Source organism: Rubrivivax gelatinosus (assembly GCF_016583785.1).
GTDB classification, from domain to species: domain Bacteria; phylum Pseudomonadota; class Gammaproteobacteria; order Burkholderiales; family Burkholderiaceae_C; genus Rubrivivax; species Rubrivivax gelatinosus_B.
This window is the reverse complement of record NZ_NRRU01000004.1, coordinates 1-19,928: the sequence shown is the minus strand read 5'-3', so window position 1 is coordinate 19,928 and position 19,928 is coordinate 1. Positions and strand designations below refer to the sequence as shown.

The window sequence follows — 19,928 nt, the reverse complement described above, 5'->3', positions numbered from 1 at the left end:
GACTCAAGGGTTCTTCACGTAGGCATTGCCACGCAGGTAGAACCACCAGTTCAGCACCAGACAGACGGCATAGAAGATCGCGAAGCCGTACATCGCATATTGCGGCGTACCGGCCTTGATCTGCGCACCGATGACCACCGGTGCGATGAAGGCGCCGTAGGCGGCGATGGCCGATGTCCAGCCCAGCACCGGGCCAGCCTGCGTGCGGTCGAAGATGACGCCGATGGTGCGGAAGGTGCTGCCGTTGCCGATGCCGCTGGCCAGGAACAGCAGCATGAACAGGCCCAGGAACATCGGGAAGTACTGTTCAGGCGTGGCCGAGCCGTAGGCCTGCATCATCACGTAGCCCACCGCCACCGAAGCCCCGGCCATCACCACCGAGATGATCTGGGTGACGATAGAGCCGCCCACCTTGTCCGAGATCCAGCCGCCCACGGGACGGATGGCCGCGCCGATGAAGGGGCCTATCCAGGCATAGGTCAGGGCCGAGGGCGCGTTCGGGTTCTTCAGCGCGTGCTGCATCACGCCGTTGGCATCGGGGATGTGCTGGAAGCCGAAGATCACCGTGATGGCCAGCGGCAGCGCCATCGAGAAGCCGATGAACGAGCCGAAGGTGACGATGTACAGCGCGGTCAGCGACCAGGTGTGCTTGTTGCTGAAGATCGCGAACTGTTTCTTCACGCCCTCTTTCATCTCTCCGAAAGCGGCCAGCTTCATCACCAGCAACGCCAGGATGACGTCCAACGGAATGGCCACCCACATGCTCAGCACCCCCAGGCCGGTGGGCTTGGGCAGGTACAGCCACAGCATGAAGATCGCGGGCACGAAGGCCAGCGTGTACAGGTAGGTGATCTTGGCGAACGCCACCAGCGGTGAGCCCGTGGCAGGCGACACCGTCTTCAGGTTGTTCATGCCCCACCAGCACAGAATGGACAGCGGCACAAGCGACAGCACCCAGGCGAAACCTGCGTTCTGCACCCAGGTGGGGGTGCCGGCGGCGATCTTCCCGAAGATCCAGCCGCTGTCCTTGACCAGCACCATCGGCTCGCCCCCGAAGGCGCCGAACAGGCCCACCGTCATCACAAGCGGGATGACGATCTGCATCGTCGTCACGCCGAAATTGCCCAGGCCGGCGTTCAGCCCGAGTGCCGTGCCCTGCAGCCGCTTCGGGAAGAAGGTGCTGATGTTGGACATCGAGCTGGCGAAGTTGCCGCCGCCCACGCCCGACCACAGCGCCATCAGCTGGAAAGCCCAGAGCGGCCAGTCCTTGTGCTGGAGCACGATGCCGGTGCCGATGGCCGGGGCCAGCAGCATCGCGGTGGTCAGGAAGATCGTGTTGCGGCCGCCCGCCAGGCGGATGAGGAAGGACGCCGGGATGCGCATCGTTGCGCCCGAGATGCCGGCGATGGCCGTCAGCGTGAACAACTCGGCCTGGGTGAAAGGAAAGCCCAGGTTGAGCATCTGCACGGTGATGATTCCCCACATGCCCCAGACCGCGAAGCCGCACAGCAGCGCGGGTACCGAGATCCAGAGGTTGCGGTAGGCGACCTTCTTGCCCGTGGCATTCCAGAAGGTGTCGTCTTCCGGACGCCAGTCGGCGATGTCGGGGCCGGGAGCCTGGTTGGGGGCGGACTTGGCACCCCCTGTGGTGGTGGCACTCATGGCATCTTCTCCTTGTGCTTTCAGCGCGCGAAACTGCGCGACAAGGGCGACGCCGGTGCGTTCGTGCCCATCATTTCGGTCTTACGCACTTCGGTCCAGTACATCCAGATCAGCGAGACCCAGACCACGCCGTACATCAACATGAAGGCGCTGGACCGGATGCCGGTCAGGTCCATCAGCGCGCCGAACATGATCGGCAGCACGAAGCCGCCCAGGCCACCGGCCAGGCCCACGATGCCGCTGACGGTGCCGATGTTGTCGGGGTAGTCGTTGCCGATGTACTTGAAGACACTGGCCTTGCCGAAGGCCCAGGCGATGCCCAGGATGAACATCAGCGCAGTGAAGGCATAGACATTCAGGCCGACGTGAAAGCTGCGCGGGCCGTTGACGGTGGTGATGGTCATCTCCGTCTGCGGGTAGCTCAGCAGGAACAGGCACACCCAGCTCACCCACAACACCCACCAGGTGACCTGGTGCGCGCCGAACTTGTCGGACAGGATGCCGCCCACCGCGCGCAGCACGCCGCCGGGCAGGCTGAAGCAGGCCGCCAGCAGCGCAGCCGTCTGGATGGACAGGCCGAACTCGCCCACGTAGTACTGCACCATCCACAGCGCCAGCGCGACATAGCCGCCAAAGACGATGCTGTAGTACTGGCAGTACTTCAGAACCTTCGGATCCTTCAGCATCTTCAGCTGGTCGCTGAACTTCACATTCGACGGCACAAGGTGCTTCGGGTCACTGCTGCTGCCCAGCCAGAACAGGATGACCGTGCCCAGCATCACCGCGGCATACACCTGCGGCACCAGCGTCCAGCCGCCGATGGCCAGCAGCACCGGCGCGGCGAACTTGTTGACCGCCGAGCCGGAGTTGCCCGCGCCGTACACGCCCATCGCCATGCCTTGGCGGCTCTTGGGAAACCAGCGCGCCACGTAGGGTGTGCCGACCGAGAACGAACCCCCGGCAAGGCCCACGAACAGGCCGATGACCAGGAAGTGCCAATAGGCCGTGGCGTAGCTCATCAGCCAGATGGCCGGCACGGTGACGGCCATCAGCAGTGTCATCACGATGCGGCCGCCGTAGCGGTCGGTCCAGATGCCCAGGGGAACGCGGATGAGCGAGCCAGTCAGTACCGGCGTGGCGGTCAACAGACCGAACTCCGTGGCATTCAGTCCCAGCGTCTTCTTCAGCGGAATGCCGATGACGCCGAACATCATCCACACCATGAAGCACACGGTGAAGGCGATGGTGCTGACGATGAGCACGGACCACGCCTGGCGTGGGATTGGAGTTGCGGTGGCGGCCATGGATCGGACTCGTCTTGGGTTTGACAAGACTGTCCGCCGGCGCGGCGCCCGTGAACATCAGCACGGTGGCTATGCGCCCCGCGGCAGAAGAACGATGCCGCGGGGTCTGGACATAATTCTGAAGAACTACGCCGGGGACCGTTGGGTTAGGAGTTGACTTGCGTCAACGCGAATGGCTTGTGCGCTCGCCCAGACTGAACCCGAATAGACAGCCTCCACCCACCATGTCCCCTGAAACTACCCGGCAGGTCAGTGCCCTGATCGACCGCATCCAGACGCGGTTCCACGAAGGCCACCGCCAGGCACTGCCTCAGTTGCAAGCGATGGCCGCGATGGTCGAGGCGCGCGGTATCGACGACGGCGTCGTCGCTTCACTGCGCACCATCGGTAACGCGCTGGAGCAGCACATGTTCAAGGAGGAGATGCGGCTGTTTCCGATGATGGAGCAAGGTGGCAACACCCTGATCGGGCTGCTGATCGAGGACTTACATCGCGAACATGTCGCACACGAGAACGCCATGGACGACCTGCGCGCGCGGCTTGGCATGCTGACCGAAGCGCACGGCACCGACCTGACGCTCCAGCAGTTGATTCGAGCCCTCGACGACCTGGCCAATGAGTTGGCACTGCACATCCGCGCAGAGGACGAGGAGCTGTTCCCCCTCTTCGCAAGGCCTGCATCGCCGGACTCCTCCTCCACATTCAACCCATGGTCGCCCGCGACTACGACCTCATGAACTCGACCCCACCGCAGTCAACCGCCTCCTTGCCGGAGACAGACTCCGCTTCAGCCACCATGGACCCGGCACGCAAAACGTTGCTCGACGCGCTCAACGAACTGTTGGAGGCCGAGCGTGCCGGCGCCCGCGTTGCGATGGAGACGGGCCGGTCGATCGCTGATCCCGCGCTCGCGGCACTGGTGGACGACATCCACAAGGACGAGGTCCGCTGGTGCGGCATGCTTATGCGCACGATCACGTCATTGGGGGCCACGCCCTCCAGCGCAACGGGTGCGTTCCATGGCAAGGCGATGGCTATCGCCGATCTGGACGAGCGTTTGAAGTTTCTGAATCGAGGGCAAGCCTGGGTAACCCGCAAGATCCAGGCCTTGATACCGCTGGTCAACGACGCACAAGCAAGCGCCAGCTTGACCGACATGCTGCAGGCCCATCACCAGAACATCAGCCGGGTGGATGCCAGATACACAGCGCCTGCCACATTGGAGCCCACGACGACGGCGCCGGCCGAGGAGCCCCAGTTGCGCGTCGAGCCGGGAGCGCTGATCGAGCACATCCTGACGCGGTTTCACGAAGTCCATCGTCGGCAGCTTCCAGAGCTGATCTCGCTCGCGGCCAAGGTGGAGACCGTGAACGCGGACCACCCTGACGCGCTGCGGGGGATGACCGATCTACTGAAGTCGGTGCACAGTGAACTGCTTGAACACATGGAGAAGGAGGAGACCATCCTCTTTCCGATGCTGGCGCGGGGCGGCAGTGCGTTCGTGATCCACCCGATCTGCGTCATGATGTCCGAACATGAGGAACATGCTCGCAGGCTCACGCAGTTGATGGCCTTGACTCATCAAGCTGCGCCGCCCGGCAATGCGTGCCGCACCTGGGATCAGCTATGCACTGCGACGAGGCAGTTCGCCGAGGACTTGCAGGCGCACATTCGGTTGGAGAACGAGGTGCTGTTCCCACAATTCGACAAATCCCTGACTCAAGAGCGGCCAGAGGCTGTGCGGTGAGCAAGCGGTTTCCGGTGAAGCCCGCCCGCCCACGCTGAACTGCATCTCGTTGCGGCGCCGATTGTCGAAGAATCCGCAGTACCCCATAGCGCTGCCCGCCCGGCGGTGCGATTCGCTGGGAGCCCACGGACACCCACGACGTGCGAGCCTTTGTTAGACCGGGCGATGACCACGCGTCGATGGTGGCCAGCCCTGCTGGAACGTTACTGCACGGTGCTACACAGCGACTTTCCAGTGTTCCGGGCGCCGCAGCTGGATTGACCCGGGATTCACCCAGATCAACCGATCGTCGGCTATCCGGCCATCAGACGGATGACGGGTTGTGGCCGGGACCGCCTGTAGCCAAGCGCACCCGAAAGCGGCCAGTCGCCGGGCGGCACGTCGCTGACTCCGTCGGCCTCACGCTCTTGCGCAGGTGCAACGACATCCAGAGGTCGTAGGCGGATCTTCGCTGGCCCACAACTTGATGGGAGCCCATCATGGAAGCCAACGCCACCGTCGATCATCGCGAGCCGTGGAACAAGGGCAAGATCGTCGGGCAAAAGGCGCCGTTCAAGGTCAAGGACATCTTGGCGCTGCGGGTGCGCCGTGAGCGTCCAGCGCAGCCGTCTTGACGACGAGTTCAGCGTTCGGCGGGAGGATTGATCTCGTCGACGGGCTCGTCGGTGTCGTAGAAGTGGCCGATGGCCCGGTCGAGGCGCTTGAGCAGGGCCGTGAGGGTCTCGCCATCGCGGCGCACGAGCATCGCTGCGACGTTGTGCCCGGTGGACGCCGTCGCAGCGCAGTCGATCACACTGAGCCGGCCCAACGTGATGTCGCCGCCGTCTTCGATCAGGGCTTCGATGTTCTTCACGGCGTCCTAACACCGGCCGCATCGCCGACGGCAACTGCACGACGAAAGAAATCGCGACCAATCTTCTGACATATCAATAACTTGGCGTAGGCGGTCGGCGGCAATGTCGCGGATCCACGCTGAAGACAGCCGCCGGAACGGCTAACGCCAACTACCCATCAGCACGTATGGCGCCCAATAAAAGGGATGTGCCCAACGACGCTCGCTGCGCGAATCGTCGGCGCTGGTCACGCGTCCGAATCCGGCAAAATCGAGCTGCGTGCGCTGCAATGCCTGCGCCATCGTCATCCGAGAGTCCGCGGTCCTGACCTTGTATAGCCGTTCCATGAAGCGAGCGGTGCTCAGGTCGGCCACCGGCCAGAGCGTCGCGAGCACCGATGCCGCTCCTTGCTGCTGGGCCAGCACACCGAAGCCCTCGACCTCGGCCCCCGTCTCGTCACGGCCCCCACCCATCCCGGTATCACAGGCACTCAGTGTCAGCAGTTGCGTATTCGAGAATCGCAGCCGTTGTTCCCGGATGTTCTGCAGTGACAGACGCGTTCCGTCGCCGAGAAGCAAGAACGAGTTGACATACGTTCCCGGCCGGAACTGGAAGTGGCTGGCGACGTGCAGCACCGTGCGCGAGCGTGCCAGCGCCTCCCGCAAGCGCTCGGTCGTGAACTGTTCGTCGAGGAAAACCTCTCCCTGCGGAATCGCCCTGCGAACGGCCCGCAACTCCTCGCGCACCGTCGGCAGTGGTGCGAAACCGGGTAATGAACGCGCGACGCCCAGGCCGGTCACCGTCCAGGCCCGCGTCGGTTCACGCTCGAGCCGTGTCCGCGCCGCCTCGGTGTAGAGCGCCAGCGCGAAACGTTCGGCCAGCCAGTGTTCGCCGTCATGCAGCGCGGCGAACGGCAGGTAGCGCAGCGTGCCGTCGAGCGAAAGCATCAACATGCGGATGCCTGCCTGGCGAAGGTCGTCCTCCACCGGCGCAAACAGCACGCGATACAACTGCCTGGCCACCGGCAGCACATCGCCACGCGACGCCACCGACTCGCGAAAGCGCTGCACCTGCCGGTTGATTTCCGCGGCCGGCACCAGGGACTCGCGGGCGATCTGAACGTCGGCCGTGGTGACAATGATCGCGACGCGTCGATCCGAAACGACATAGTGCAGCAACGCCGTGTCGCGGCCGAGCTTTGAGAGGACGTCCTGCAGCACGACCAGATTACGCAGTTGACGGGCGCCCAGGTCCTCGGCGCGCGCGGGCCCGGCCGCAGCGAACTCCCGGGACAGATCCGCGAGGAACCTGTCGAACTCCCGGTTCGCGATGATCAGATCCTGCTCGATGCGTCGAAGCTGGGCGTGTTCCTCCGGCGTCAACCCGAGCGGCGTTTTGCGATTCAAGTCTCCGGCGTCGCGACCGAGCGCTGCCACCTGGCTGGCGATGGCCTGCCATCGCTGGCGGGCCGCCGTTTCAGCCGGTCCGACGTAACTCGCCCGCGCCGCACCATGCGGGCTGCTCGCCGCCCGAACCGTGAAGTCGTTCAGTTCGTCGTCTTTCAGCATGCCGAGCACTTCCTGGGCCTCGACGAGGCGGCCCGCGGCGACCAGCCGGTCGGCGAGCGCGGCGTAGGTGCCGCGCTTGCTGTTTAGAAAACCGCGCCGCAGTTCGGCGGGGAGAACGCCGATACGGCCACGTGCCTCCTGGAGCCCGTTGACGGCCTGCTTGCCCCAGAAGATCGCCAGTTCCGGGTCACGGATGGCATCGTAGGCTTCGAACAAACCGGCCTCCGCGCGCCACTGCTGCGGCGCCGCACCGGCAGCCACCGCAATCCGCTCGGCTCTCAACAGCAGTGGAAGCGCCTTTTCAGGCGTGTGCTGTCGCAGGTGCAGCCGGGCCAGGTTCGTGAGGCTTTCGGAAACGTCCGGATGCTCGGGGCCGAGCGCTTCCTGGCGAATCTGCAGCGCCTCCTCGAGGCCCGTCTGGGCAGAGGCGAGCGCACCAGCGTCGAGGTCGATGTGGGCAATGCCGGTGAGGGTCACGGCCAGCGACGGGTCACCAGTTCCGAGCACGGCGCGCTTCACCGCAAGCGATCGCTCGTAGCCGCGGCGCGCCTCTTCGTTCCGTCCGAGCAGCACCTGCAAACTGGCGACGTTGTTCAGCGCGATGGCGACACGCCGATGCCGCTCTCCGTGGTGTTCGCGCAGCAGCTCCCACGCCCGCTCGGCGCGCTGCAGCGCGGCGCCGTAGTCGCCGAGTTCGCGGTGAATGGCTGCGACGGTTCCAAGATCCATTGCCACGTGGTGATGTCGCGCGCCGAAGGCGCGCTCGTCGATGGCCAGCGCTTTTTCGGCCATTGACAGGGCTTCAGAATAGTCGCCGCGTCGGTAATGGACGAGCGCGAAGTTCTGCAGGACCGAGGCGACCTCGGGATGCTCGGGCCCGCGTAGTCGCTCGTTGATCGCTAGGGACCGCGAGTAGAGCGTGATGGCCCGATCGTATTCTCCCAGCGCCTCATACAGACCCGCCAAGTTGTTCAGGCTCTGCGCCACCGATGCGGAATCGGGACCGACAGCCTCTTCGCGAAGTGCCAGCGCCTGCTCGCTGAACGGCACCGCACCGCGATAGTCGCCCAGGTTCTCGTGCACGACCCCGATGTCGTTGACGACACGCGCCAGATCGGCCCGCCAGAGCGCACCCGCCGCTTCAAGCAGCGCGTGCGCACGGCGGTAGTCGGACATCGCGCCCGGCACGTCACCCTGTTGCAGGCGCGACCAGCCGCGCGCGGTCAGCGTCACGCCAGACTGGGGCGCGTGCTCTCCGAGGACGCGCTGCTGCAGCGCTAGAGCGGCATCGAACAGCGACTGCGCCCTGCTGCCGTCTCCGAGTTCCTGCATGATCTCTCCCAGGCGGTACTGCGCCTGTGCCAACTCGGGACTGTCTGGCGCATCGGCCGTCAATTGGTCGACGCTGCGTTGGGCCAGCGCGCGGGCCTCGTCGTACTCGCCGGTGAATGCGAGGCTCTCGGCCAGGGCTCCCAAAGCCTCGGCCCATGCGACCCCGCCCCCCGGCTCCAGCAAGATGACGGCGCGCCGCCAGAACGGAACCGCCTCGGCGTGTCGATCGCGCGCAGCCAGCCACGAGGCCAACAGCAGCAGCGGCTCCGCGGGCGTGGCGCCGTCGGCGTGAAGCCCTTGCCCGGCACCGTCCTCGGCGGCGCGCAATCCCGCCTCGGTTTTGTCGGCCGCCCCCGCCACGGCGCAACACAGGACCAGCGCCGCAAGCCGAAACCGTCGGAACGCGGATGACCGTCGCATCTGGACTCCCACGCGGCGACTCGCCGACAAAAAAACACATCGGCCGTCCTGACAAACGGCCACTGCCTGCGTCGTAACCCGGGCAGGCCTCGGACCGAACCCATCCCGGAGGCGGCGAGACCTGCAAATCGATCGCCCGCCGAGCGGGCAGTCAATCGGAGATTAGCAAATGAACCCCAACTTCTTCATCCGTTGCGTGTCGTTGCTCGCCGTGTCCGGTGCGGCGAGCCTCGCGCAAGCCGAAATCGAGCTTTCGACCACCGAAAGCCGTCAGGGCGATGTCGGCGCCGAAACCGCTCGGCAGAGCACCGCGCTCGATCTCTATACGACCTCCGGTGGCGTCAAGGTCGGTCCGTCCGCAACGACGACCGTGACCGGCGGCGTGTCCCAGGATGGCAGCGGCAACTTCATTCCGGACGGCACGCGAGGCAGCCAGTCGGACACGAGCTACGGGGTCACCGTGACGATTCCGCTTCCGGAACTGTCGCGTTGAGCGCTGCCCGCCCATCCGCTATCGCGCGTCCGCAGTCTGACAGGAGCAATCAACATGAACAAGGCGTTCTCATTCGCGCTCGTCACGGCGCTGGCCGTCGCGTCGTCACACGTCGCTGCCCAGGGGCCCGCACAAGCGGTGCAGAGGGTGACTGCCCAATGCACGACCGATGCCACCGGAGGCGACGGCGTGCGCCATGACTGCGACAGCGCGCCCACGGTCATCACCGCGCCGGAGGGCTTCGTGTTCATCAAGGACGGGCCGAAGGGGCTGGCCGGCGGCAAGACCAGCGAAAACGGCAGCGAACACGAATGCCGCTACGACTGGAGCGACTTCGTCGAAGTCGTTCCCGGATATGGCATCACGCAGCCGCGCACGTTCACGCTGCAAGCGCACGCCCGCAGCCCGCATGGACACTTCAGCGGTCGTGGGTGGGTGGTATGCGAATACCACTTGACGCTGAGCGCGCTGCCGCGAGCCATAAACTAGGGGTTCGCGGCCGGCGTTCCACGCTAGGCAGGACGCGCTGGGCGGGCGAGCATAGGCGGCCGCGGGCACCGCACGCGTTCGCGTTAAGCACCCGCAACAACCCCGCACTCTGCACCGATGGAAATGCGGCCGCCCGTTCGCCCGGATCCTCCGCCCGCCTCGGCGCTCGTCGCGCAGATCCGGGCGGGCGGGGCAGCGCGCCGCTGCGCGGTCGGCGACCTTTACCGACGCTACGGTCGCAAGTTCAAGGGCTACTTCCGCCGCCACGGCGCCGGCCCGGCACAGGCCGAGGACTTGCTGCAGGAGACCTTCGTGAAGGTGCTGCGCGGCATCGACGACTGGAGCGGAGAGGGGTCGCTGGAGGCCTGGTTGTGGGCCGTCGCCCGCAACACGCTTGTCGGCAGCCTGCGATCCGAGCGAGGTGATCGCGCCACCGTCTCGCTCGACGCCGGCGACGAAACGGCGTCGGGCCACCCGCTGGAACAGGCCCGATCGGCTTCGGGTGATCCCGCCGACGCCGACTGCGTCGCCCGAGGTCTGGCGTCGTTCGCAGCGCGCTTCGCAGAAGCGGCGCACGTGCTGGAGCGCATTGTGCTCGACGGCTGGGGAGTCAACGAGCTCGCGCAATACCGCGCAAGCGCACCGGGCGCCGCCCGAGAGTACCTGTCGCAGTGTCGCAAGCGGCTGTGGAGTTTCATTGGCCACTGCTACGCGCTGGATGCACCATGAGCGCCGGCCCGGACGACGACGCGTGGCTCGAGGCGTTGCGGGGACGGCCACGGCCCGACACTTCCGAGCAAACGATTGCCGAGGCAAGCGACCTGGCCGCCGCTGTGCGCCGCCAGTACGACGCTGACAACGCCGGCGACGAAGGCGACGACTTCTCGCTGCGCCGGGTGCTCGCTCGACTGGAACGCGAGCATCTGCTCGACAGCAAGCGTGGGCGCTTCGGGCGGATCCTGCGCGGGCCGCTTGCAGCCGCCGCGGTCGTCGTGCTAGGCGTTCTGGTCCTCTACGAGCCGCCATCGCGCGAACTCGACGGCGAGCAGCTGCGCGGCGCCGAACCGGCCATGCAGCTTCAGGTGAATGACGTCGCCGGGACGACTGCGAGCCTCCTCGCGCTGCTGCGTGAAGCGGGGGCCGAGGTCTCCGAGCATGAACTTGAAGGCGGCGCGCGCGAGATCGCGGCGACGGTTCCGGCGAGCGCACGAGTCACCGTCGCCGCACGACTGCGGCCGTTCGGTGTCAAGACGATCCCGCACGACGGGGTGGTACGCCTGGAGATTCATCCGCGTTGAAGTAGGCCCGCGAGCCCCGTCCAGATAGAGCTTGCGTACGTTCCGCACATCGTCCGGGGCTACTGGATGACTGAGCGCGCCAAAGCCGTGTGCTTCCGCGACGCCGTGACCGCTCGGTCGGCTCGTGGGAGGTTCTTCGCCGCCAGCGCCATCGACTCCTCCGCCGATGTCTCCTAGGCAAGCAACGCCGCGCTGGCGCAGCCTCCCGAGCAAAGTGGCGCACATGCATCAGAACGCCGCGCTTTCAGAAGAGTCGGGATCCGGAGTCCCGTGTCGGGCCGACAAAGCGTTCTGTCCTACGAAGGCGCACGGCCCGAGCAATCAGCGGCCCTCACGAGACATCCCGCGCGGGGGCGTCTGCCGCTGAGCGCCCTGACGCGCGAGCGACTCCAGATGCGCCTGCACTCCCCTTGCAAGCCGCTGGTCGCCGGGATCTGCTGACCTCCGGAGCGCGGCCGCCACCGTGGACCAGGCCTCGTGGCTTTCGCGCAGCGTGCGTTGCGCGGAATCGCCCGATTTCGGCCCACGCGTCTCGCGCGTCAGACGCCCTTCCGCCCTCGCCTTCTGCTGCCACAGCGCGTCGTAGCGGCGGCTCACGCCTCGTGTGCCTTGCCGCGTTGCTTCGGCCTCCACGCCCCACTGCCTGAGCTGTTCGGCGAAGGTCTCCCGCCAGCGGTGCAGGTCGGCCTTGCGCGGGTTCAGCCGTCGGCCGTCGATCCCTTCCGCGCGGACGCTCAAGTGCACGTGCGGGTTCGCCTGGTGGTCGTGCAGCACCATCACGTACTTGTGCCCGGCCAGTTCCTTCTTCGCGAAGTCGCGCGCGGCGCGCAGCACCAGGTGCGGCTCGGCCTTGCCGCGCGGCATAGACAGCATGATGTTGAACGCCTCGCGCCGGGGGCCGACGTCCTCGATCCGCGAGCCGCTGACGCGCCACTCCTCGGCGATCTCGGCGACCGCGCCACTACCCTTGAGCTCGGTGCCGTCCTGATCCTCGATGACGAGCCGGCCGCCCTTGCTGATGTAGCGAAAGTGCGCGGCGATCGCCTTCATGCCGCTGCCGCCCCCTGTCACCTTGACCATGACCTGCGGCGCCCGGCGCACGAACGTCGCATCGATGCGCGCGCGAATGGCGTCGGAGCGCTTGGCCAGTGACTCCGGCCGCTGCTTGAGCCTCGGCGTCGAGTCGCGCACGATGCGGTTGCCGGGATAGAACAGCCGGTCGCCCCACTGTACGAGGACGGCGTCGATCGCGGGATCACGAGCCATGGGATGCTCCTTGCGGGGTGTCGCGGCGCTCACGCCGCAGTGGCCTCAACTCGGCCAGCAGGTCGGCCGAGATCTCGAGGTGTTGGCGCACGAGGCGCTCGACGTCGTCCAGCCGCTGCCGGTAGGCCTGCGACGCCTCCACCGATCCGTGTGCGAGCAGCAGCCGGAGCTGCCGGAGGTCGCGCGCCAGCGTCGCCAGTTGAGCGCATGAGGCGGTGAGCGCCGCGGCGCCGTCGACCCCGCGGACGGCTCCGGCCGGTGCCAACGCCAACGCGGCCAGGTACGCGCCACGCGAGACACCGGCGCGCCGCGCGCCGTCGGCCAGGCTGGCTGCTTCGCCGGCCGTCAGCCGGATGGAGACCTTGACCGGCTGGCGAGCGGCAGCGATGACCGGCTTGCCTGGCCCCGTGGCCGCAGCGTCAGGGCCCAGGTGGCGCTCGACCGCGGCCCGCACGACAGCCGACACGGTGACCCGATCGCGCGCCGCGCGCTCGACCAGCGCGGCTTTCAAACCGCGCATGTCGACGCTGACGAAGTCGTGGGAAGAATTGCTCATTGCCGACGCCAGGAGGCCAATACGCGTTTTGTGAAATCGGCGGCAAGCCGCCTATCCTGCACTCATCTTGGATTGGAGTATTGGCCATTCAGAGGCCTATAAATGCGACGATTTTGGCCTTCGATTCGTCGCCAATCGAGAGAGCGCCTGCACTGATGAGACGCGAGCAGTTCAAGAGCGTTAATGGTCGAGTCGTAGGCGTCATGCCGATTCTTCAAGGCCGATTCGAGACCGGGGCGCGAGCGGGTACGGCGTTGCGTATACGGTCCTTCTCCTCCTTGACGGGTCGACGACGGGTCATGGCCGTCGACAGCGCTCCATAGCCGACGCCGACCGGGCTACTGGCGTGACCCGGACGACGCCGAATCCGGGCAGCGAGCAATTACACAGCGGGTCAACTCCGGTTACTTCCAGCGCGTCTGGGGTAATCCCGAAATAACTTGTCCCGGCAGATTCCAAGCCGTCCTACTGCAGTGACGCGACGAATCTGGGTCCGAAATCGTCGGACTTTTGAGCTGCGACCGGGCCAACAATGGATCGCAGACAGGAGAAGCGTCATGGCCCTGACCCCGAAACGACCGCCCGGTCGCCTTTCTCGCAAGGCGCGGGCTTATGCGAACGACATCCGGCGGCTTTACGCCGAGGGCTACACGCTGGAAGCGATCCGCGAGGCGCTGGCCGATGAAGGGGTTGTCGTGAGCAAGAGCACCGTGCAGCGCGAGCTCGCCTGGCGCCCGCGGCGCGACTCACAGCCAGAACCTGCTGCCACGCCACCGCCGACGCTGCCCCAGCGGACGCCGTCGATCGTTCCCACCAGCAGCCCGAAGGACGTTGCCGACGAAGTGTTCGGCGGCGCCCAGATGTCCAACCCGCTCTACCGCAGCCGGAGTGCCAAATGAAAGTAGCCGTCATCAGCTTCTCGGGGAACGTCGGCAAGACGACGATCGCCCGCCATCTCCTGGCGCCACGAATCCCCGGCGCGCAGCTCATTGCCGTCGAGAGCATCAATGCAGAGGATGGAGAGGCGGCCGACGCGCTGCGGGGCCGCCAGTTCGGGCAGTTGCAGGAGCACCTGCAGACCATCGACGACGCGATCGTCGACATCGGCGCCAGCAACGTCGAGGACTTGCTCGCCCTGATGCGCCGCTACGAGGGCAGCCATGAGGACTTCGACTGCTTCGTCGTCCCCACCGTCGCCGCGCAGAAGCCGCAGAAGGACACCGTCACAACCCTGGTGCATCTGGCGCAGCTCGGAATCCCGCCCCATCGTCTGCGGCTCGTGTTCAACATGCTGGATGACGACATTAAGTTCGACGAGGTGTTCGACCGCCTGCTGGACTTCCTGGCCCGCCATCCAATCGCGGTCGCGAACCCGGCGTGCCACATCGGCGCGAACGAGGTCTTCCAGCTCGCCGGCGGCACGGACCTGGTCTCGCTGGCGAGCGACACCACGGATTACAGGGCGCTCATCGCGCGCGCGGCCGACAGCGCCGAGCGCTACGTGATCGCCCGCAAGCTCGCCATCCGGCGCTTGGCCGCCGGCGTCGTGCCGCGGCTGGACGCCTGCTTCGCCGCGCTTCAGCTGGGTGCCACCGCCCCGGCAATCGCGCCCATGGCGAGGAGCCTGTGATGGAAGGCCCCAAGACTGTCCGCGAGGCGCTGCTGGCTGACGTGCTCGGCGAGGCGCTGGAGTTGATCCGGCGCGTCGAAGCTCTGCCACCGCTGGTCGAGGACACCCGGAGCGCCATGCTCGACGCAGCACAGACCTTGACGTCCACTGTCGGTTCGGTGAAGACCAGCATCGAAGCCCTCGGGGCTACCGCGCAGCGGCGCATGGCCGAGTTCATGATCCGATCGGCCGACGAAGCCCGACGTCAGGTGATCGAGGAACAGACTCGCGCGATGGTCAAGGCCTCGAAGACCGTTGTCGCGCAGGAATTAGCGCCTGCTCTGAACGGGGTGGCCGCCCAGCTCCGGAGCCTCGGCCGTGAGCAGACCGCCAACTACGTTCTGCAGGTTGCGTTGGGCGCCGTCGCCGGCATCGTCTCGTCGCTCGGCACCACGGTTCTCGTGCTGCGCTTCCTTGTTCACTGAGCGACGGCGCGTTGTCGGGCACTCGGACGCGTCACCAGGTGCGTACCGATCCGCCGGCGGCAGTCGACCGGTCGCCCTCGGCGGCTGGGGACATCATGCACACAGGTGGCCTCTCGACATGCCGGCGATGAACGCTGGTGCCAGCGCCTCGATCTGCCCCAAGAGGAGGCGCAACGCCTCCTTGCCCACCTCCTGGGGATCGCCGACGGCCATCGTTGAGCGTGTCCCGGAACACATCTCCCGGACCAAGACAAGAGCCGTCGATGCCGGCAGCCGACGCAGACGACGAGCCCCTGGTGGCCGCAGCCGTACCGGTTGCCCAACTGCCGCGCCCGCTGGTGATCCCGCTGGGCCAGGCCGCTCGCAACGGGCTCACGTCGTGAGCCCCGGCGCGGGCATGCTCCCTGAATGGCGGAGTTCAACCCTTGGGCCGCGGAGCGGCATCCCTGCTGGCACTGCCAGCACTTCGCTCGGATGTGCGGCGGCGGCAGCGCGGCGGTGTGCGTCCGTTCCGCCGGCATCCACGTTCGTTCGATGGCAGCCGACGGCTGCGCGTTCTGGATCCGCGAAGTCGGCAGCGACGACGAGCCGGGGCCTCCGGCTGATCTGCGGCCGCCGACAAGGCCGCTACGACCCGTGCCGGGGCGTGCGGCGATCGGCGCGCCACTCCCAAGGGGGCGTCGGGCGGGAGTCGGCCCACAGTCCGACCGCGCGGATTCGCGCATCGGCCTCGAGGTCCAGCAGGGACAAGTCGCGCGCATAGGCGCGGTAGACCCACGCCATGCCGCTGCGGACCTGCGCCGCATTGGCATCGACGCCGCTGCAGGTCACGCGGGCCACGAGCCGACCGTAGCGATCCCGGCCGGCTGAGCCGACGAGCGGCGCGACCAGCGCCGGCTGTCCGAAGCACAGCAGCGCCAGGTTTTGGCGCGAGCGTGTGCCGAAGGCCTGTCGGCTCTCAGGCGCATCGATCTCGGCCAGGCGGACGCGGACGGTCTGCTGCGCCGGGTCGGCGGCGTTGTCGCAACGGGCGGTGAGCGTGTCCCCGTCGGAGATCCCAACGACCAGGCACGAGAGAACGAGAGCAGCGAGCGGCACCGCAGGACTCTACTGGTTATCCAGCCAGGAGCCCGCCGTAAACCCCCCGCAAGGGCGAAGACGCGGACCGATGGCGGCGCGAAGCTGCGATCCGCCGGGACAGTAGCCATCGCTGCAGAGATGGCTGGCCGCGGACCGCAAGGCGAGCGATCGTCCCGGCGACCCTAAGCGGCGGGCCTGGCGTCGAATGACTCCGGCGCGCTGAGGCGCACCAGTGCGGCAGCGTCGCGCGGCGTGCCAAACAGCCATTCGTCGACGTCCCCGAACTCGATCGGCACGACGGAGCGTTTGTCCTGCTGGTCCGCGGGCAGCTTCGGGTCGGGCTTGTGCATACGCGACATCAGCGCGCAGGCGTCGGCGTTGAGCGTCAGCATCGTGTAGCTCTCGACCACCTCGCCCGTCGTCCGGTCCACCCAGGTGTTCCACAGCCCGGCAAGGCCCCAAGGTGAGCCATCCACGCGCCGGAAGCGCCACCAGATGTTCTTGCCGCTCTCCCAGTTCGGTTCGTCGAACGAGTTCGCCGGGATGATGCAGCGGCGCCCCTTCGCCCAGGAGTCTTTGAACGACGCCTTCTGCGCCAGTTCCTCGAAGCGCGCATTGTTCGTCGAGAAGGTCAGCTTCGCGGTCTTCGCGAACCACGGCACCAGGCCCCACTGCCCGATCACCAGTTCCCGATGCGGTTCGGCCGCCTCAGGTGCAGCCCGGATGAATGGCCCCTGCGCGCGCGGGAACACCTCGGCGCCGCGCCAGGGCTGCCTGGCACCGACGTGCCAGTAACGCTCCATGTCACCGGCCTCGGGTGAGACATAGCGATTGCACATGGCCCGATAGTAGGCAGGGCGGCAAGCGGCCGCAGCAAACAGGAAATCTGGTCCGGCGCGTCGGAGCGAGCACGCTCAGTGGAAGTCGTCCTCGAGCTGGTGCCGCACTGCCAGCACCGTCACCGTGGACGCGTCCTCGACCTCGAAGAGCACGACATAGCCCGAGTGCCCGAAGCTCACCACCAGCTCGCGCAGGAAGGCACCGGATGAAGCCTTGCGGCAGGTGAACGGCGACGTCTTGAGCGTCGCGATGCCGGCCCGCAGGGCGGCCAGCGCCTGGTCGGCCAGATCGAGCGTCCCCGCGCCGCGCTGCAGTTCACGCTCGAGGACGAAGTCATAGAGCCGCTCGAGATCGGCCTCGGCCGCACGGGTCAGCCGGACCCGAAATCTCACTTCGCCGGCACCGCCCGCGCCCGGGCCGCGTCCAGCTTGCGCTGCAGCTTCTCGAGCACCTGGTCGGCGTCGACGTAGTCGCCGCTGAGCCGTGCCTCCTCGCGTGCCGCCAGGCCGCGGACGATGAATTCGGCACGCACGCGCCGGCGTTCGATGCTCTCGCGCACCGACGCCTCGATGAAGCCCGACAAGGACTCGCCTTCCACCAGCACGCTCTCGGCGGCCGCGCGCAGCTCGGGCTCGACACGCAGCGACGGCAAGGTGGCGGTCTTCATGGCGGGCCCTTTGATGCGTTGCAACTGCGATGCAGTGTAGCGCCGCGGGCTTTCCTCTGCGCCGCCGGCCTCGGCAAAGCCCCGCTCTTTGGCCAGCCCGCGCGCTGGTCCCGACCGCGCGGCCTCGAAGGCCCAAGGTCGGGTCGCGCTCACCGACGCCGGCCCCCAGGGCGAACGCTCGACAGTCAGCCGCCCGGCGTCGCCGTTGAAGGGCCCCACGGTGTTCACGCGTCGGCAGGCCACCGCAGGCCCCAGCGCTCGATCACGGCCAGCATGCGCGCATTGCCCAGCGTGTGCAGGTCGGCTCGACCCCACCGCAAGGCGTCCAGGCAGCACAGCATGTCGTCGCTGATCGCGACATCCACGGCCCGCAGGTCATACGGGTCCAGCGGAAATGCCTGGCCGTTGTACAGGCTGGCCAGGAAGCGCGCGACCCGGGCGATCTGGCCCGAGTCGCGCTGCTCGGCCAGGTTCAGCAGCCGCAAGAACGCCTGCGCGCCGGCCTGCGTCGCTTCGCTCGAGCGGCTGTCGTCGAGGTCGGACTCGGCACGGTTGACGTCGACTCTCATGGTGGGCTCCTTTCGCGAAGAGCGGGCGCCGGCGCCCGCCACAATGGTCCGCTCTGCGTGGCGCGCCGGGGGCGACGACTTGGAGGCATGATTCGTCGCCTGCCATCCGGCGCGTGGCCGGCGGACACAAGCCCGCCGGCCGGCCTGGCATCAGGCCTTCAGTCGCCGCATCTCCTCGGCCAGCATCCAGAGCGCGCGGTTCAGGCTCACGCCCCGGTCGATGCTGCCCACCGGCCGCGTCGCCACCCGGCGGCCCCGCGGGCTGCGGCCCGGCTGCCCGCCCTGGATGACGTTCTCTTGCACACGCTGGAAGGTGGTCCACAGGTTGTGGCCCAGGTCTTCGGGACGGCGCGCCTCGATCAGCTGCTCGGCCGTCACCGGCGCCGGCGCGTGGCCGCCATCCTCCAGCGCGCGCTCACCGAAGCGCAGCGCCAGCGCCGCGGTCGCGAACGCGATCTCTTCGCCATGCTCCAGCGGCAGCGCCTTCATCGCCTCGGTGTGCTCGTCGACCTCGTCGAACTCCTCGAGCACCCGGAACGCGCCTTCGATGACCTCGCCACGCACGTCGCCCTTGTGCGGGATGCGGATGTCGTCGACCACGTCGCCGACGACCAGGCCGTTGCAGCAAACGAAGCGGAACATCCCGGCGAGCATCTGGTACGAACTGCCGCCGTCGTGGCTGTTGATGAGGATGATCTCGTTGACGGTGTCGCGCGCCCGGGTCTGCGTTGCCTGGACCTGGCCGGCATGGCGCAGCCGCAGCATGTGCTTGGTGAACGCACGCCGGTCTTCCTTGCGGCTGTGGCCCTGCGCCGCCATGTACGGCTCGAAGCCTTCGCGCTTCAGGCCGCGCAGCACCTCGATGGTCGGGATGTAGGTGTAGCGCTCGGAGCGGCTGGCGTGCTTGCCGTCGGCGAATACCGAGGGCGCCACGGCGCGGATCTGGTCTTCGGCCAGCGGCTCATGGCTGCGCAGCACCTGGGTGCGTTGGCCGAAGCGGGTGGCGAGCGTGGAACGGGTTTGCATGATGGTCCTCGCATGGGGCAGGGCGGACCCGGCCGGATCCGCGATCGGTTCGGGACCGGCAGGACAGAGCCCGCCGGGGACTCGGTCAGGCCTGCGGGCGCTGACGCGGACGTTGCGTGCGGCCGTTGGCCGCCGGCACCACGCCCCCATCAGGCGGCGGCGTCAGGGTCTTGCGAACCGCAGCCGGCGCCGCTGCCCCACCCTCGCTGCGCGCGCGCCGCGCCTCGGACTCGGCGCGGCTGTCGAGGTAGTCGATCTCCTCGACCGTGAACGCCAGGCCGTAGACCTCGGCGCCCTCCGCGTTGCGGTAGTTGTTGTTGCGCACCCGGCCGGCCACGTTGACGTGGCTGCCCTTGCCCAGGTACTCGGCGGCGTTCTCGGCCTGCCGGCCCCACAGGGTCCACATCAGCGACGTCGCCTCCTCCTCGCGGTCCTCGCCGCTGCCGCGGCGGTTGTTGGAGATCACGGTGATCGTCGCCTTCGCGACCTTGCCTTCGCGGCCGTTGACGTACTCCAGGCGGACCGGACCGGCCAGATGAGCGTTGCGCTGCTCGACTCGAACGTTTGCCATGGCGATGCACTCCGAAGACGAGACGACCAGCACAGCCCGGGATTCGGGCTGCTGAAAACTGATCCTCTCGCTCGGACTCCCTCGCTCCCGCCCCTTCAGGGGCGGGCGGGGGG

General features: G+C 67.3%; 22 protein-coding genes and 1 pseudogene. 10 read left to right on the top strand and 13 right to left on the bottom strand.

Going from position 1 to position 19,928, the window contains the following annotated elements:
* Positions 1 to 3: 3 nt before the first annotated feature.
* Complete coding sequence (locus CKO43_RS01945) at positions 4 to 1,662, bottom strand: MFS transporter (RefSeq protein ID WP_200225289.1); 1,659 nt, start codon at positions 1,660 to 1,662, stop codon at positions 4 to 6.
* 20 nt (positions 1,663 to 1,682) lie between these two features.
* Positions 1,683 to 2,966 (bottom strand): MFS transporter, encoded by a 1,284-nt coding sequence (locus CKO43_RS01940; protein WP_200225288.1) that lies wholly within the window; start codon positions 2,964 to 2,966, stop codon positions 1,683 to 1,685.
* A gap of 224 nt (positions 2,967 to 3,190) precedes the next feature.
* On the opposite strand from CKO43_RS01940, the gene CKO43_RS01935 reads away from it, so the two are divergent.
* The 3 genes and pseudogenes from CKO43_RS01935 to CKO43_RS01925 all read left to right on the top strand — a co-directional run.
* Complete coding sequence (locus tag CKO43_RS01935; protein WP_200225287.1) at positions 3,191 to 3,703, top strand: hemerythrin domain-containing protein; 513 nt, start codon at positions 3,191 to 3,193, stop codon at positions 3,701 to 3,703.
* A complete protein-coding gene (locus tag CKO43_RS01930) occupies positions 3,676 to 4,713 on the top strand; it encodes a DUF6306 domain-containing protein (protein ID WP_200225285.1) in 1,038 nt (345 codons plus the stop codon). Before CKO43_RS01935 ends, CKO43_RS01930 begins: the two co-directional genes overlap by 28 nt.
* A gap of 479 nt (positions 4,714 to 5,192) precedes the next feature.
* Positions 5,193 to 5,300 (top strand): annotated as a pseudogene (locus CKO43_RS01925) (integrase); the annotation flags it as partial.
* Positions 5,301 to 5,335: 35 nt separating this feature from the next.
* Here CKO43_RS01925 and CKO43_RS01920 read toward each other — a convergent pair.
* Both CKO43_RS01920 and CKO43_RS01915 read right to left on the bottom strand, forming a co-directional pair.
* The gene (locus CKO43_RS01920; protein ID WP_200225283.1) at positions 5,336 to 5,566 is read right to left on the bottom strand and encodes a hypothetical protein; all 231 of its coding nucleotides are present in this window, start codon (positions 5,564 to 5,566) and stop codon (positions 5,336 to 5,338) included.
* A 141-nt stretch (positions 5,567 to 5,707) separates the two neighbouring features.
* Entirely contained in the window at positions 5,708 to 8,866 is a 3,159-nt protein-coding gene (locus CKO43_RS01915) for a CHAT domain-containing tetratricopeptide repeat protein (RefSeq protein WP_200377693.1), read from the bottom strand.
* Between the two features lie 169 nt (positions 8,867 to 9,035).
* Between CKO43_RS01915 and CKO43_RS01910 the strand changes: the two genes are divergently transcribed.
* The 4 genes from CKO43_RS01910 (at position 9,036) to CKO43_RS01895 (ending at position 11,146) form a co-directional block, all read left to right on the top strand.
* The gene (locus CKO43_RS01910) at positions 9,036 to 9,359 is read left to right on the top strand and encodes a hypothetical protein (RefSeq protein ID WP_200225280.1); all 324 of its coding nucleotides are present in this window, start codon (positions 9,036 to 9,038) and stop codon (positions 9,357 to 9,359) included.
* A gap of 54 nt (positions 9,360 to 9,413) precedes the next feature.
* Positions 9,414 to 9,848, top strand: a complete 435-nt coding sequence (locus CKO43_RS01905; protein WP_200225279.1) for a hypothetical protein — start codon at positions 9,414 to 9,416, stop codon at positions 9,846 to 9,848.
* 117 nt (positions 9,849 to 9,965) lie between these two features.
* The gene (locus tag CKO43_RS01900) at positions 9,966 to 10,577 is read left to right on the top strand and encodes a sigma-70 family RNA polymerase sigma factor (RefSeq protein ID WP_200225278.1); all 612 of its coding nucleotides are present in this window, start codon (positions 9,966 to 9,968) and stop codon (positions 10,575 to 10,577) included.
* A complete protein-coding gene (locus CKO43_RS01895; protein WP_200225277.1) occupies positions 10,574 to 11,146 on the top strand; it encodes a hypothetical protein in 573 nt (190 codons plus the stop codon). Before CKO43_RS01900 ends, CKO43_RS01895 begins: the two co-directional genes overlap by 4 nt.
* A 321-nt stretch (positions 11,147 to 11,467) precedes the next feature.
* Here CKO43_RS01895 and CKO43_RS01890 read toward each other — a convergent pair whose 3' ends face one another.
* The gene (locus tag CKO43_RS01890) at positions 11,468 to 12,412 is read right to left on the bottom strand and encodes a relaxase/mobilization nuclease domain-containing protein (protein ID WP_200225276.1); all 945 of its coding nucleotides are present in this window, start codon (positions 12,410 to 12,412) and stop codon (positions 11,468 to 11,470) included.
* On the bottom strand, positions 12,402 to 12,968 hold the full coding sequence (locus CKO43_RS01885; RefSeq protein ID WP_200225274.1) for a hypothetical protein: 567 nt from the start codon (positions 12,966 to 12,968) through the stop codon (positions 12,402 to 12,404). Before CKO43_RS01885 ends, CKO43_RS01890 begins: the two co-directional genes overlap by 11 nt.
* A gap of 557 nt (positions 12,969 to 13,525) precedes the next feature.
* Here CKO43_RS01885 and CKO43_RS01880 point away from each other — a divergent pair.
* From CKO43_RS01880 to CKO43_RS01870, 3 genes are read left to right on the top strand one after another with little or no spacing between them, the layout of a single operon-like run.
* Positions 13,526 to 13,867 carry a hypothetical protein gene (locus CKO43_RS01880; RefSeq protein WP_200225273.1) on the top strand — a complete coding sequence of 114 codons (342 nt, stop codon included), beginning with the start codon at positions 13,526 to 13,528 and terminating at the stop codon, positions 13,865 to 13,867.
* On the top strand, positions 13,864 to 14,598 hold the full coding sequence (gene stbB, locus CKO43_RS01875; protein ID WP_200225272.1) for a StbB family protein: 735 nt from the start codon (positions 13,864 to 13,866) through the stop codon (positions 14,596 to 14,598). Before CKO43_RS01880 ends, stbB begins: the two co-directional genes overlap by 4 nt.
* The gene (locus CKO43_RS01870) at positions 14,598 to 15,062 is read left to right on the top strand and encodes a hypothetical protein (protein WP_200225271.1); all 465 of its coding nucleotides are present in this window, start codon (positions 14,598 to 14,600) and stop codon (positions 15,060 to 15,062) included. The genes stbB and CKO43_RS01870 overlap by 1 nt, the downstream gene beginning before the upstream one ends.
* Positions 15,063 to 15,689: 627 nt before the next feature.
* Here the strand turns inward: CKO43_RS01870 and CKO43_RS01865 are convergent.
* The 7 genes from CKO43_RS01865 to CKO43_RS01835 form a co-directional block, all read right to left on the bottom strand.
* Positions 15,690 to 16,160 carry a thermonuclease family protein gene (locus CKO43_RS01865; RefSeq protein ID WP_200225270.1) on the bottom strand — a complete coding sequence of 157 codons (471 nt, stop codon included), beginning with the start codon at positions 16,158 to 16,160 and terminating at the stop codon, positions 15,690 to 15,692.
* 164 nt (positions 16,161 to 16,324) lie between these two features.
* Positions 16,325 to 16,981, bottom strand: a complete 657-nt coding sequence (locus CKO43_RS01860) for an SOS response-associated peptidase (RefSeq protein WP_200377692.1) — start codon at positions 16,979 to 16,981, stop codon at positions 16,325 to 16,327.
* A gap of 75 nt (positions 16,982 to 17,056) precedes the next feature.
* Positions 17,057 to 17,374, bottom strand: a complete 318-nt coding sequence (locus CKO43_RS01855; RefSeq protein ID WP_200225269.1) for a type II toxin-antitoxin system RelE/ParE family toxin — start codon at positions 17,372 to 17,374, stop codon at positions 17,057 to 17,059.
* A complete protein-coding gene (locus CKO43_RS01850) occupies positions 17,371 to 17,649 on the bottom strand; it encodes a YlcI/YnfO family protein (protein WP_200225267.1) in 279 nt (92 codons plus the stop codon). The genes CKO43_RS01855 and CKO43_RS01850 overlap by 4 nt, the downstream gene beginning before the upstream one ends.
* A gap of 224 nt (positions 17,650 to 17,873) precedes the next feature.
* Positions 17,874 to 18,218, bottom strand: a complete 345-nt coding sequence (locus CKO43_RS01845; protein ID WP_200225266.1) for a DUF7673 family protein — start codon at positions 18,216 to 18,218, stop codon at positions 17,874 to 17,876.
* 150 nt (positions 18,219 to 18,368) lie between these two features.
* Positions 18,369 to 19,244, bottom strand: a complete 876-nt coding sequence (locus tag CKO43_RS01840) for a DUF932 domain-containing protein (RefSeq protein ID WP_200225265.1) — start codon at positions 19,242 to 19,244, stop codon at positions 18,369 to 18,371.
* 85 nt (positions 19,245 to 19,329) lie between these two features.
* Positions 19,330 to 19,928 (bottom strand): single-stranded DNA-binding protein (locus CKO43_RS01835; protein WP_242481027.1); only part of this gene is annotated, 599 nt, incomplete at its 5' end.